Origin of the sequence: Haloimpatiens massiliensis, from assembly GCF_900184255.1 — a bacterium.
GTDB classification, from domain to species: Bacteria; Bacillota; Clostridia; order Clostridiales; family Clostridiaceae; genus Haloimpatiens; species Haloimpatiens massiliensis.
Window position 1 is genome coordinate 737,441 of record NZ_LT854640.1, and the last position, 14,221, is coordinate 751,661.

Annotated in this window: 12 protein-coding genes and 2 pseudogenes; all 14 read left to right on the plus strand. The window is 29.2% G+C overall.

What is annotated here, in order from left to right:
* Positions 1–5 precede the first annotated feature (5 nt).
* The 14 genes and pseudogenes from topA (at position 6) to ispG (ending at position 14,142) form a co-directional block, all read left to right on the plus strand.
* Positions 6–2,093, plus strand: a complete 2,088-nt coding sequence (topA, locus tag C1715_RS11660) for a type I DNA topoisomerase (protein WP_102400661.1) — start codon at positions 6–8, stop codon at positions 2,091–2,093.
* A gap of 183 nt (positions 2,094–2,276) precedes the next feature.
* The gene (codY, locus tag C1715_RS11665; protein ID WP_102400662.1) at positions 2,277–3,053 is read left to right on the plus strand and encodes a GTP-sensing pleiotropic transcriptional regulator CodY; all 777 of its coding nucleotides are present in this window, start codon (positions 2,277–2,279) and stop codon (positions 3,051–3,053) included.
* 296 nt (positions 3,054–3,349) lie between these two features.
* Positions 3,350–4,051 (plus strand): 30S ribosomal protein S2, encoded by a 702-nt coding sequence (gene rpsB, locus C1715_RS11670; protein WP_102400663.1) that lies wholly within the window; start codon positions 3,350–3,352, stop codon positions 4,049–4,051.
* A gap of 85 nt (positions 4,052–4,136) precedes the next feature.
* Complete coding sequence (tsf, locus tag C1715_RS11675; RefSeq protein ID WP_102400664.1) at positions 4,137–5,054, plus strand: translation elongation factor Ts; 918 nt, start codon at positions 4,137–4,139, stop codon at positions 5,052–5,054.
* A 99-nt stretch (positions 5,055–5,153) separates the two neighbouring features.
* On the plus strand, positions 5,154–5,864 hold the full coding sequence (gene pyrH / locus C1715_RS11680; protein WP_102400665.1) for a UMP kinase: 711 nt from the start codon (positions 5,154–5,156) through the stop codon (positions 5,862–5,864).
* A 14-nt stretch (positions 5,865–5,878) separates the two neighbouring features.
* The gene (gene frr / locus C1715_RS11685) at positions 5,879–6,430 is read left to right on the plus strand and encodes a ribosome recycling factor (RefSeq protein ID WP_102400666.1); all 552 of its coding nucleotides are present in this window, start codon (positions 5,879–5,881) and stop codon (positions 6,428–6,430) included.
* A gap of 50 nt (positions 6,431–6,480) precedes the next feature.
* Complete coding sequence (locus C1715_RS11690) at positions 6,481–7,260, plus strand: isoprenyl transferase (protein ID WP_102400667.1); 780 nt, start codon at positions 6,481–6,483, stop codon at positions 7,258–7,260.
* Positions 7,261–7,269: 9 nt separating this feature from the next.
* Positions 7,270–8,070 (plus strand): phosphatidate cytidylyltransferase, encoded by an 801-nt coding sequence (locus C1715_RS11695; protein ID WP_102400668.1) that lies wholly within the window; start codon positions 7,270–7,272, stop codon positions 8,068–8,070.
* 316 nt (positions 8,071–8,386) lie between these two features.
* Positions 8,387–9,343 carry an AI-2E family transporter gene (locus tag C1715_RS11700; protein ID WP_180964069.1) on the plus strand — a complete coding sequence of 319 codons (957 nt, stop codon included), beginning with the start codon at positions 8,387–8,389 and terminating at the stop codon, positions 9,341–9,343.
* Positions 9,344–9,359: 16 nt separating this feature from the next.
* A complete protein-coding gene (locus C1715_RS11705; RefSeq protein WP_102400670.1) occupies positions 9,360–10,511 on the plus strand; it encodes a 1-deoxy-D-xylulose-5-phosphate reductoisomerase in 1,152 nt (383 codons plus the stop codon).
* A gap of 20 nt (positions 10,512–10,531) precedes the next feature.
* Positions 10,532–11,551: an RIP metalloprotease RseP gene (gene rseP / locus C1715_RS11710; protein ID WP_102400671.1), complete on the plus strand. Its 1,020-nt coding sequence runs from the start codon at positions 10,532–10,534 to the stop codon at positions 11,549–11,551.
* An 81-nt stretch (positions 11,552–11,632) separates the two neighbouring features.
* A pseudogene (locus C1715_RS11715) lies at positions 11,633–12,080 on the plus strand (IS607 family transposase).
* A pseudogene (locus C1715_RS11720) lies at positions 12,052–12,931 on the plus strand (RNA-guided endonuclease InsQ/TnpB family protein). Before C1715_RS11715 ends, C1715_RS11720 begins: the two co-directional pseudogenes overlap by 29 nt.
* 161 nt (positions 12,932–13,092) lie before the next feature.
* A complete protein-coding gene (ispG, locus tag C1715_RS11725) occupies positions 13,093–14,142 on the plus strand; it encodes a flavodoxin-dependent (E)-4-hydroxy-3-methylbut-2-enyl-diphosphate synthase (protein ID WP_102400672.1) in 1,050 nt (349 codons plus the stop codon).
* Positions 14,143–14,221: the final 79 nt, after the last annotated feature.

Below are 14,221 nucleotides of genomic sequence, written 5' to 3' on the forward strand. Positions count from 1 at the left end.
ATAAGATGGGACAGAAGTTAGTAATAGTGGAGTCACCAGCTAAAGCCAAGACTATAGCAAAATATTTGGGTAAAACTTATAAGGTAACAGCATCTATGGGTCATGTTAGAGATCTTCCAAAAAGTAAACTGGGAGTAGATATAGATAATAATTATGAACCTAAATACATAACGATAAGAGGAAAAGGCGAATTACTACATCAGTTAAAAAAAGAAGCAAAGAAAAGTGAAAAGATATATCTAGCTACCGACCCTGATAGAGAAGGAGAAGCTATTTCATGGCATTTAGCTAATGCTTTAAAGATAGATGATGAAAAGAAGTGTAGAATAGAATTTAATGAAATAACAAAAAATGCTGTTAAAAATGCAATAAAATCTCCTAGAAAAATTAATATGGATTTAGTAAACGCTCAACAAGCTAGGAGAGTTTTAGATAGATTAGTTGGGTATGAAATAAGTCCTATATTATGGAGAAAAGTTAAATGGGGGCTTAGCGCAGGAAGAGTTCAATCTGTAGCGCTAAAAATTATATGTGATAGAGAAAATGAAATCAAAGCTTTTGTGCCAGAAGAATATTGGACAGTGGAGTGTGAATTATCAAAAGATAATAAAAAGATAAATGTACAGCTAAACTCATATAAAAATGAAAAGCTTCAAATAAAGGATGAAGAGCAGTGTAATAATATAATTAAAAATCTACAAAAAAATGACTTTATAGTAAATGAAATTAAAAAATCTACAAAAAAGAGAAGACAACCCTTACCATTTACTACAAGTACATTACAGCAAGAGGCTTATAAAAAATTAAATTTTTCAACTAAGAAAACCATGTCTTTAGCTCAACAGTTATATGAAGGTATAGATGTAAAGGGACATGGCACTGTTGGATTAATAACTTATATGAGAACAGACTCTGTAAGAATTTCTGAAGAAGCCCAAAGTTCAGCTAAAGAATATATAAAAGGTGCTTATGGTGAAGAATATATAGGAGAAAATACTAAAAGAGTTGATAAAAAAGGCAGCAAGAATATACAAGATGCTCATGAGGCTATAAGACCCACTTATGTGGAATTAAATCCAGAAGAAATAAAAGAAAGCTTAAAAAGAGACCAATATAAATTGTACAAATTAATATGGCAAAGATTTGTAGGTAGTCAAATGGCTGTATGTATAATGAACACAGTATCAATAGATATTAAAAATGGAGAATATGGACTAAAGGCATCAGGTTCTACAGTGAAGTTTGATGGATTCACCAAAGTATATAAGTCGTCTGATGAAACTTCTTTAAAGGAGCTTCCAGAGTTTAAATTAAATGATAAATTAAATGAGGAAGATATAGAAGGAAAACAACATTTTACTCAACCACCTGCAAGATTTACAGAAGCAACGCTTGTAAAAATATTGGAAGAAAATGGCATAGGCAGACCGAGTACTTATGCACCGATAATATCTACATTATTGGATAGAAAATATATAGAAAGAGAAAAAAAAGCTTTAATAACAACAGAATTGGGAATAATAATTAACGACATTATGTTTAATTATTTCAAACAAATAGTGGATGTAGAATTTACTGCAGCAATGGAAAAAAGATTGGACTCCATAGAAGATGGAAAAGAAACTTGGAAAAAAGTAGTAAACGAGTTTTTTACACCACTTAAGGGTGCCATTGATATAGCTGAAAAGGAATTAGCTAAAATCACTATAGAGGATAAGGTAACAGATATAAAATGTGATAAATGCGGTAAATTTATGGTTATAAAGCATGGAAGATTCGGTGATTTTCTGGCATGTCCAGGTTATCCTGAGTGTAAAAATACAAAACCTATAGTAAAAGAATTGGATGTAGAATGTCCTAAGTGTGGAGGAAAAATACTTGTAAGGAAAAGCAAGAAAGGCAGAACTTTTTATGGTTGCAGTAACTATCCTGATTGTGATTTTGTAAGTTGGTTTGAACCTGTAAATAAAAAATGTCCTAATTGTGGTAATTATATGACTAAAAGGTTTAATAAGACCCAGGGTGAATATTATAAGTGTTCAAGTGATACTTGTGGATACAAAGAATCTGTAAAAGAAGAAGAAAAAAATTAGCATAATTATATAAAAATGTCGAAATTAATAAAAATCATGTTGAAATGATGTTAAGTATGTGGTATCATTGATTAGTGAAAATGATAATTCTAAAATTTCAAAAGAAAAAAACAATTCTAAATATTCTGTGAAAAACGAGTTTAAGTTCCGGACAGGATTAGATAAATTATAAGGAGGTTTATTATGGCATCATTATTAGAAAAAACACGTAGAATAAATAAAATAATACAAAAGACAGGTACAGAACCTGTTGTGTTCGACGATATATGCAAAATATTGAGTGAAGTTTTAGATTGCAATGTATATGTAATAAGCAGAAAAGGTAAAATACTAGGACATAATTTTTCAAGTGGGTTTGAATGTGAAGTAGTTGAAGATAAGATACTAAAGGATAAGCATTTCCCAGAGGATTATAACAACAAACTACTTGAATTTAATGAAACAAAGGCTAATTTAGCAAATAAGGGTATATGTGCCTTTGAAGAAGAAAAAGGTTGTGATCTTGACAATAAAGTTACAACAATAGTTCCTATAGTTGGAAACAGAGAAAGATTAGGAACACTTCTTTTAGGTAGATTTGATAAGTCTTTTACAGATGATGATTTAGTACTTGCAGAGTATAGTGCTACTATAGTTGGTATGGAAATTTTAAGGTCTAAGCAGGATGAGATAGAAGCTGAAGCTAGAAAGAAAGCAGTAGTTCAATTAGCTATAGGCACTTTATCCTATTCAGAATTGGAAGCTGTAGAACATATATTTAATGAACTAGATGGAAATGAAGGATTGCTTGTAGCATCTAAAATAGCAGATAAGGTTGGTATAACAAGATCTGTAATAGTAAATGCATTGAGAAAATTTGAGAGTGCTGGGGTTATTGAATCTAGATCTTTAGGTATGAAGGGTACTCACATTAGAATATTAAATGAGAAACTTTTAGAAGAATTAAAGAAAATAAAATAAGCATAGCTAAATAAATTTGTATATCAATAAAAATGTGAGACTATGTCTCACATTTTTTTATGAAACCTATATTAATTATTATTGTTTTTTTATGTATATTGTTCGGAATTGATTGGAAACACCATATTTAATATATTTTTTAAAAATATTATTTTTTAATATTGAATAGGTTATTTACATATGATATACTACATAAGGAGAAAATACACACATTATCCAATTTGCACAGCGCGGTGCCGTATGGGTGCTTTGCATATAAAGGTAATGGAGGATTAACCAAATAGGAGGGAATTTTAATGTCAGTAATATCAATGAAACAATTATTAGAAGCTGGAGTTCACTTTGGACACCAAACAAGAAGATGGAACCCTAAAATGGCTCCATACATATTTACAGAAAGAAATGGAATATACATCATCGACCTACAAAAGACTGTAAAAAAAGTAGATGAAGCTTATGATGTAATAAGAAGTATTTCAGAAGAAGGAAAAGACGTATTATTTGTAGGTACAAAGAAACAAGCTCAAGAAGCTATAGCAGAAGAAGCAGTAAGATGCGGAATGCACTTTGTAAACAATAGATGGTTAGGTGGAATGCTTACTAACTTCCAAACTATTAAGACAAGAATTGGAAGATTAGAGGAATTAGGAAAAATGGAAGAAGAAGGAGTTTTTGATGTTCTTCCAAAGAAAGAAGTTACAAATCTTAAGCATGAGCAAGAAAAACTTGAGAAAAACCTTGGCGGAATAAAAAACATGGATATTTCTAATGTAGGTGCATTATTTGTTGTTGACCCAAGAAAAGAAAAAAATGCTGTATTAGAAGCAAAAATATTAGGAATACCTGTTATAGGCATAGTTGATACAAACTGTGACCCAGATGAAGTTGATTACGTAATACCTGGTAATGACGATGCAATAAGAGCCGTTAGATTAATAGTTGCTAAAATGGCTGATGCTGTTATTGAAGGAAGACAAGGCGAACAATTAGCTGAATAAAATAGAAGATACAACTTCAAAATAAAGGTAGATGAATGAAAAATTCATTTACCTTTTGAATTAAATATGAACGGGAGGAATAAAGATGATATCAGCAAAACAAGTTAAAGAACTTAGAGAAACTACTGGAGCTGGAATGATGGATTGTAAAAAAGCTCTAACTGAAACAAACGGTGATATGGAAAAAGCAATAGAATTATTAAGAGAAAAAGGATTGGCTGCTGCTGCTAAAAAAGCAGGAAGAGTAGCTGCAGAAGGATTAGTTAAAACTTATATATCAGAAGATGCTAAAGTTGCATCAATGGTTGAAGTTAACTGTGAAACAGATTTCGTTGCTGTTAATGAAGAATTTGTTAATTTCGTTGAAGGCGTAGCAAAACAAGTTGCAAACTCAAAAGTAAACACTGTAGAAGAATTACTAGAAGAAAAATTCGTAGATGATGAATCTATGACAGTTAAAGAAAGAATTACTGCATTGATAGCTAAAATAGGCGAAAATATGTCTATAAGAAGATTTGTTAAAATGAATGTTGAAAATGGTGCTATTGAAAGTTATATACATGGAGGCGGAAGAATAGGTGTTCTTGTTGAATTAGGTTGTGAAAATGCTTCTCCAGTTTTAGCTGAATTAGGAAAAGACATAGCTATGCAAGTAGCTGCTGTAAATCCACTATTCTTAGACAGAACTTCTGTAGATACTGAAACATTAGAAAAAGAAAGAGAAATTTACAAAGTTCAAGCTATGAACGAAGGAAAACCTGAAAATATAGCTGAAAAGATGGTAAATGGAAGAATAAATAAATACTATAAAGAGAACTGTTTAGTAGAGCAAGTATGGGTTAAAAACTCTGACTATACAATAGAAAAATTATTAGCTGAAAAATCTAAAGAAGTAGGCGCAAAGATAGTTATAAACAAATTTGCTAGATTTGAAAAAGGCGAAGGAATTGAAAAGAGAGAAGAAGACTTTGCAGAAGAAGTTAAAAAACAAATGCAGGGATAATGCTAGCTAAAGAACAGAAGAGAACACTGCGTGTTCTCTTTTTTTAAAATAAGTAATAGATAGTTATACAATTTTTACAAAATTGGAGGTATAATGTATATGAAGGCTGCAAAATATAAAAGAATAATGTTAAAACTTTCAGGTGAAGCTTTAGCAGGAGAAAAAGGTTACGGAATAGATTTTGACATAGCCAATAAAATTTCACAGGATATAAAGGAACTTGTGGACGCTGGTATACAGGTAGGAGCTGTAGTAGGTGGAGGAAACATATGGCGTGGAAGAAATGGTGAAGGAATGGATAGGACTACTGCAGATTATATGGGCATGTTAGCTACCTGCATAAATGCGTTGGCGCTTCAAGATTGTTTAGAAAACATGGGTGTAAATACTAGAGTTCAAACTGCTATAGAAATGAGAGAAGTTGCAGAACCTTTTATAAGAAGAAGAGCTATGAGACATCTAGAAAAAGGAAGAGTAGTAATTTTTGCAGCTGGTACGGGGAATCCATATTTTTCAACAGATACAACTGCAGCTTTAAGAGCAGCAGAAATTGAAGCAGAAGCTATATTATTAGCAAAAAAAGTAGATGGTGTTTATGATAAAGATCCTCATAAATATGAAGATGCTAAAAAATATGATGAGCTAAAATATATTGATGTATTAGATAAAGGTCTTCAAGTTATGGATTCAACTGCAACATCTTTATGTATGGACAATAATATACCTATAATAGTATTTGGATTAGATTGCCCAGAAAACATAAAGAAAGTTGTATTGGGTGAAAAAATTGGTACAATAATATCAAAATAATAAGGAGGATTTTTATGTCTAAGGAATTAATTAAAACGTTAGATGAAAAGATGAATAAGACTACTGAAGCACTTAAAAGGGACTTAGCTACTTTAAAAGCAGGTAGAGCTAATCCTTCTATGCTAGATAGAATAGGTGTAGAATATTATGGCTCTTTAACTCCATTAAATCAAATGGCAAACATATCTGCACCAGAATCAAGAGTTTTATTAATACAACCGTGGGATAGGAATACCATAAAGGACATTGAAAAGGCTATTCTTGTTTCAGATTTAGGAATAAATCCTTCAAATGATGGAACTGTTATAAGATTGGTGGTTCCTGAATTGACTGAAGAAACTAGAAAGAACTTGGTCAAAACAGTTAAAAAAATGGGTGAGGAAAGCAAGATAGTTATAAGAAATTTAAGAAGAGAAGCTAATGACAAAGTAAAGAAAATGAAAAAAGAGATGTCAGAGGATGAAGTTAAAGTTTTGGAAGAAAAGATTCAAAAGGAAACAGATAAATTTATAAAAGAAATAGATAACATAGTTGATAAAAAAGAAAAGGACTTAATGTCTTTATAGTAAATAAACCTGCATTAATGCAGGTTTAATTACATAGAAGGGGGTACTTCATGAAATTCCTTTTTTTTAAAAATAGAAAAAAATTAAGAAAAGAAAATGAAAAGAATATTGTAGATAAATTAGATTTGAATAATATTCCCAAACATATAGCTATAATAATGGATGGCAATGGAAGATGGGCAAAAGAAAAAAATTTACCAAGAGCTATGGGTCATAGGGCTGGAGTAGAAACAATAAGAGATATAGTAAAGGCATGTAATAACTTAGGAGTTAAATATTTAACTCTTTATGCTTTTTCAACAGAAAATTGGAAAAGACCTAAAGATGAGGTTAACTCTCTTATGAAACTATTGGTGGAATACCTTAAAAATGAGTTTGAAGAATTAAATTCTAATAATGTAGTTATAAATAGTATAGGAGACATTTCAAAATTACCTAAAATATGTGAAGAAGAATTAGTAAAAGCATATGAAAATACAAAAAATAATACAGGTCTTGTATTAAACTTGGCACTTAATTATGGTGGACGAGATGAATTAGTAAGAGCTTTTAAGAATATGCATAATGATTTAAATGAAGGTAAAATTAGAGAAGATGAAATTGTAGACGAAACAATTTCTAATTATTTATATACTGCAGGAATGCCAGATCCTGATATTGTTATAAGACCTAGTGGAGAACAGCGCATAAGTAACTTTTTATTGTGGCAGTGTGCATATGCTGAATTTTGGTATTCAGATATAAAGTGGCCTGATTTCAAAAGAGAAAATCTATACGAAGCTATATGCGATTATCAACATAGAAATAGAAGGTTTGGAGCAATAAAGTAGGAGGGGAATATGAAGAATAAACGTTATTTAGGAGCATTAATTTTAGCACCACTGCTTATCTTTCTTTTTATAGGTGGAAATGTACTTAAATTTTTACTGCTAGCACTATCTCTTATGGGTATGTATGAATTTTTTAATGCTGCTAAGAAAAAGAGTATAAATTCTTTAGGTATTATAGCATATGTATTTTGTATTTTGTATTATTTGTTTTTAAATAAATTTGCATCCAGTAATATGTTTTTAATAAGTATTGCAATCTTTACTTTTATGTGCTTATGTATACCTGTTTTAAGTGAAAAATATAATTTTATTGATGTGGGAGTAACAATGCTAGGATTTGTATATGTAGCTGTATTTTTTAGTTTTATAAGTTTAATAGAACAAAAACCACATGGAAATTATTTTATTTGGTTAGTATTTTTGTCTTCTTGGTTGTGTGATACTACTGCATATTATGTGGGAAAAAACTTCGGAAAGAAGAAATTAAACCCAAGAGTAAGTCCTAATAAAAGTATAGAAGGCTCTATAGGAGGACTATTAGGTAGTGCAGTCGCTTGTGGAGTATATGGCTTTTTTATAAATAGAGTAGGAATAAATGTAGATATATATCACTTTTTAATTATAGGATTATTATGTGGAGTATTTTGTCAATTCGGTGATTTAGTAGCATCGGCTATTAAAAGAATGGTAGGCATTAAAGACTATAGCAATTTAATACCTGGACATGGAGGTATTTTAGATAGATTTGATAGTATATTATTTGCCTCTGTAATAGTGTACTCTTATATAAGTATAGTAGTAGGTATTTAATATATGGCGCTGAGTAGTTTAACTCGGCGCTTTTTTTAAGTGTTATTAAGGTGTAAAAGTGTTTATTTCCTCCAATACCTAATACTAGTATATTTATAAAAATAACTATAAGTAGTCATAAAGTTATTTAATTTAGTTTACATAAATTAAATTATGTACTAACTTATAAAAGTAAACTAGAATAAAATACCTAAGTTTTATTTTGAAAATTTTAAAAAAACTAAATAAAAAATATAATACTATATAAAAACTAAACATTAATATATATTTAATTGACGAATATATTATTATATAACAATTAATTGGAGAGAATTTATTGGAAAAATATAATAAACTAATTAAATGTATCTTACTTTTAGCTATATTTATTTTAGTAACTATATTAATAAAAAAATATTTCAAACCTTTTTTTACAATAATAATAATTTTTTATTTTTCAAATCCTCTATATAAATTTTTTTGTAAACATAAAATATTTTCTAATAAAATAAATGCATTAATTAGTATATTGTTTATTAATATAGCATTTTTTTTAGTTATATTATTAGTTGGAAATTTTATATTTAATAATGTAGATGTATTTAAACTCCAGTATATTTTGTACGAGAAAAATTTAAAGATACCTTCTATGGCAAATATAATAAATATACAGGAATTCTTAAATAGTATAAAAAATGTAGTATCTAGTATGTATAGTAATCCTTTTATAAAGAAAGGTGCTTTTTATACATTTGAGGGTATTCTAGCTTATTTTATTGGAAATATTATAGTATATTTTGTATTAATAGATAGAAGTATTTTAGAAAAATATATAAAGGAATTAATTAGCGAAAAAAATTATAAGATCTTAAAAAATAAGTTGTATACTATAAATAAGATTTTACAAATAGAATTAGGTTTAGTTATAATTACTACTATAGAAACTATATTAGGTTTTGTGGTTTTAAAAATTGAGCATCCTGTAGTATTAGGGTTGATATGTGGTATATTAGATATAATACCGTATATTGGTACCATAGTAATTTTTATTCCTTTAATACTATATAAAATTTATTGTAAACAGTATATAATAGGAATAGGTCTAATTCTTTTGTATGTATTATTAGCTGTAAATAGAGGCATATTAGAAGCTAAATTTATGAGTCATAAGTTTAAAATTCATCCAGTAGCTGCTATAATATCCTTTTATATAGGAATTAAATTTTTTGGAGTAGTAGGTATGTTTATGGGACCATTATATGTATTAACTGTAAAGGAAACAATTTTAGCTTAAAGAGGAGTGATGATTTTTGAAAAACATAACTATACTAGGGGCAACAGGGTCTATTGGTACTCAAACCTTAGATGTAATTAGAAAAGAAAGAGAAAATTTTTGTTTGAAAGCAATCTCTGCCAACAAAAGTTATGATAAAATAATAAAAATTATAGAAGAATTTAAGGTTCCATATGCAGTGTTGATGGATAAGGAAGCATATGAAAAAGTAAAAGACTATTGTAATTATATGAACTTAAATACAGAAGTTATCTATGGAATGGAAGGTTTAAAATTTATATCTACGTTAGAAGAAGTTCATATAGTAGTTACATCCGTTGTGGGAATTATAGGGTTAATCCCTACAATAGAAGCCATAAGAGCTAAAAAAGATATAGCACTAGCTAATAAAGAAACTTTAGTTGTAGCTGGAGAGATAGTAAAAAGAGAAGCATTAAAAAACAATATAAATATTCTTCCTGTAGATTCTGAACATGGAGCAATATTCCAATGCTTACAGGGAAATAAAAAAGAAGATATAAGTAAAATACTATTGACAGCTTCTGGTGGACCTTTCAGAGGAAAAAATAAAGAGCAATTAAAAAATATAACACCATCCGAGGCACTTAAGCATCCAAAATGGAATATGGGAAAGAAAATTTCTATAGATTCCTCTACACTTATGAATAAAGGTCTAGAAGTAATTGAAGCCCATTGGCTTTTTGATGTAGATTATGATAATATCCAAGTAGTTGTACATCCTCAAAGTATTATACATTCAATGGTGGAATACATAGATGGGAGTATAATTGCGCAAATAGCAGATCCTGATATGAGATTACCAATACAGTATGCGTTAAACTATCCAAAAAGGAAAGAGAAGGTTATAAAATCATTAGATTTCTATGCTTTAAATACTCTTACATTTGAAAAACCAGATATGCATACATTCCATTGCTTGTCATTAGCTTATGAAGCTGGAAAACTTGGAGGAATAATGCCTACTATTTTAAATAGTGCCAATGAAGTAGCAGTAGATCTATTTTTAAGAGAAAAAATAAAATATTTACAAATAGAAGAAATAATAGAGAGATGTCTAGGGAAGTTTAATAATATAAAAGAACCTAAAATAGAGGATATATTAAATACAGATAAAGAAATAAGAGAATATATATTTAGTACTTATTAATAGTAGGAAGGGGAATTTTTGTGAATATAGTTTATCTTTTATTAGCATTATTGGCTTTTAGCGTATTGATAATAGGACATGAGTTAGGACATTTTTGTGTAGCTAAACTAAATAACGTAAAAGTTGAAGAATTTTCAGTTGGAATGGGTCCTAAACTTTTTGGAAAAAAGGGAAAAGAAACTGAATACTCAGTAAGAGCAATACCTTTTGGTGGATATGTAAAAATGTTAGGTGAACAGGGAGAAGAATCCCATGATGAAAGAGCTTTAAATAATAAAACACCACTACAGAGATTATCTATTGTAGTGGCAGGGCCTATAATGAATTTCATTTTAGCTATAATCTTATTTGGAATAATAGGTTATGCCAGTGGTGTAAAAGTTCCAGTAGTAAGTAAAGTTGAATTAAATAGTCCAGCATATACAGCGGGCATACTTGCGGGAGATAAAATTATTGCAGTAGATGAAGCGAAAGTTTCTTCTTGGGATGATTTTGTTAAAGCTATAAATGAGAAAAAGGATAGTCAAATGCAAATTACCGTATTAAGAAAAAATAATACTTTAACTAAAAAATTAACACCTAAGGCATTGCCAGAAGAAAATAGATATATAGTAGGAGTATATCCTTCTATAGAAAAAACAACTTTTGGTGGGGCTGTAGCTCATGGATTTACTGAAACATTTTCTCTTACAAAAGAAACATTTAAATTTTTAGGAGGACTTTTCCAAAATAAAGTGCCATTAAGTGGCGTAGGAGGACCAGTTAGTGTTATGAGAATATCTGCTAAAGCAGCGGAAGCAGGAATTCTTACATTGTTATGGATTAGTGCTTATATAAGTGTGCAATTGGCAATATTTAATCTTCTACCTATTCCTGCTTTAGATGGAGGATGGATTTTAATATCTATTATAGAAATAATCATTGGAAGAAAACTAAATGAAGATAAGATAGGAAAAATCACTTATGTTGGCTTTGTAGTGCTTATGTCATTAGCTGTACTAGTTACTATAAAAGACATACTTTATCCTTTAAAATTATAGGAGATATCTTTAGTTATTTAAAATATAGATAAAAGTAATTAAATATAGTAAAATGCACTCATGAAAAGGAAGTGAGTACATTTGAAGAATAATAACTATAAACCAAATGAATTTGCAGAATTAATTAATGTATCAGTTAGAACATTACAAAGATGGGATAACGAAGGAATATTAAAAGCATTTAGAACACCAACAAATAGAAGATATTATACTTACGAACAATATAAAGAGTTTAAAGGAATAGCATCTTCTGAAAAAAGAACAATTATATATACAAGGTTTTCAACTTCTAATGAAAAAGATGATCTAAAAAATCAAGTTGAGTTTCTTAAACAATATGCTAATGCAAAAGGAATTATTGTAGATGAAATTATGGAGGATTATGGAAATTATATCTTGAACTATATTAGTTCAAGATATAATTTCCATACTGCATATTTTTAGTTGCAGAATTTGTGGCTTAAGAAAATATAAGAAAAAGATAAAGGAAGATGAAGAAGTTGAAAAAAGCATACAAAATAGAAATTAAACCAACAGAAGAACAGATAACTAAAATTCATAAAACTATTGGTGTAAGAAGGTTCATATACAATTTTTATATTGCTCATAATAAAAAAGTTTACGAAAAAGAAAAATCAAGATGTTAAAGCTTACATTCCAGTTAACTCTATAGTTAAAAGTGGTACAGTAAGTCAAAAAGCAGATAGATATTTTGTTTCAATTTTAGTTGAAGAAGCTATTAATTTAGACAATAAACCTTATTCAGAAGGAATAGGCGTAGACCTTGGACTAAAGAATTTTGCAATTTGTAATAATGGTTTATCTAAAAAGAATATTAACAAAACTAAAACAGTTAAAAAAGCAGAAAAGAAACTAAAACGTGAGCAAAGAAAGCTTTCAAGAAAATATGAAAGTTTAAAATTAAGAAATAAAAAAGAGAAAGGAGAAGCTACTCGTCAAAATATCCAAAAACAAATAGTCAAGGTACAAAAACTTCATCAAAGACTTACAAATATAAGAACTGATTATATAAATAAAACAGTGAATGAGTTAATAAAACAAAAACCAAGTTTTATAACTATTGAAGATTTAAATGTAAGTGGAATGATGAAGAATAGACATTTAGCTAAAGCGGTTGCTGGGCAAAAGTTTTATGAATTTAGAATTAAACTTATTTCAAAAGCTAAACAAAATGGCATTGAGATAAGAATAGTTGATAGATTCTATCCAAGTAGTAAAATGTGTAGCTGTTGTGGAGCATATAAGAAAGATTTAAAACTATCTGATAGAGTTTACAAATGCAGTTGTGGGCTTTCTATTGATAGAGATTTAAATGCTTCAATCAATTTAGTCAATGCTAAAGAATATAAGATAGCTTAATTAAACAAGCACTTATATGTGTACCCAAGGCTATTTGGGGAATTAACGACTGTGGAGTACTATACAGACTGTAGTAGCTTAGGCAAGACAGAGTACGTTGAAGCAGTAAGAATCTCAATATGGATACATTTGACCATATTTTGAGTAGCAGATGAAATTAAATGATTAGAAGAAATACTAAAAAGATAAAACTTGGAGATATATATGTAGGGGGTGATTCTAAAATCACCGTACAATCAATGACCAATACAGATACAAGGGATGCGAAAAAAACTGTTAAACAAATAATAGCATTAGAAGATGTTGGTTGTGATATAATAAGATGTGCTGTGCCAGATGAAGAAGCTAGTGAAGCTATAAAACATATAGTGTCTGAAATTAAAATTCCGTTGGTAGCAGATATACATTTTGACTATAGATTAGCTCTTAAGTCTATAGAAAATGGAGTTCAAGGCCTTAGAATTAATCCTGGTAATATAGGAAGCATAGATAGAGTTAAATTAGTAGCTAAAGCAGCTAATGAAAAAGGAATTCCTATTAGGATAGGTGTTAATTCTGGATCTTTAGATAAAAAACTATTGGATAAATATAAAAAAGTTTGCCCAGAGGCGCTAGTAGAGAGTGCTTTAGAGCATGTAAATATACTAGAAGGTGTAGGATTTGATAATATAGCTATATCTATAAAGTCGTCAGATGTTATGCAAATGATAGAAAGTTATAAACTTGTATCAAAAGCAGTAGATTATCCGCTTCATTTAGGGGTAACGGAGGCTGGAACAAGTTGGCGAGGCACTATAAAATCCAGTGTTGGTATAGGAGCACTTCTATCTCAGGGTATAGGTGATACCATAAGAGTATCGTTAACTGGTGAGCCAGTAGAAGAAGTAAAAGTAGGTAGAGAAATTTTAAAATCTTTAGGATATTTAAAATCAGGAATAGAATTTGTATCCTGTCCTACTTGTGGAAGAACTCAAATTAACTTAATAAATATTGCAAAGGAAATAGAGGATAAACTTGCTACTTGCCAAAAGGATATTAAGGTGGCTATAATGGGTTGTGTAGTTAATGGCCCTGGAGAAGCTAGAGAAGCTGATATAGGTATAGCAGGAGGAAAGGGTGAAGGTTTAATTTTCAAAAAAGGAGAAATAATAAAGAAAGTAAAAGAAAAAGATTTGGTAGAAGAACTTATTAAAGAAATAGAAAAATTATAGTATAATATAATGCAGGATTTTACATTAACTAAATCCTGCATTATTAATTACAGTACTTTAAATTTTTGCTAGGAGGAAT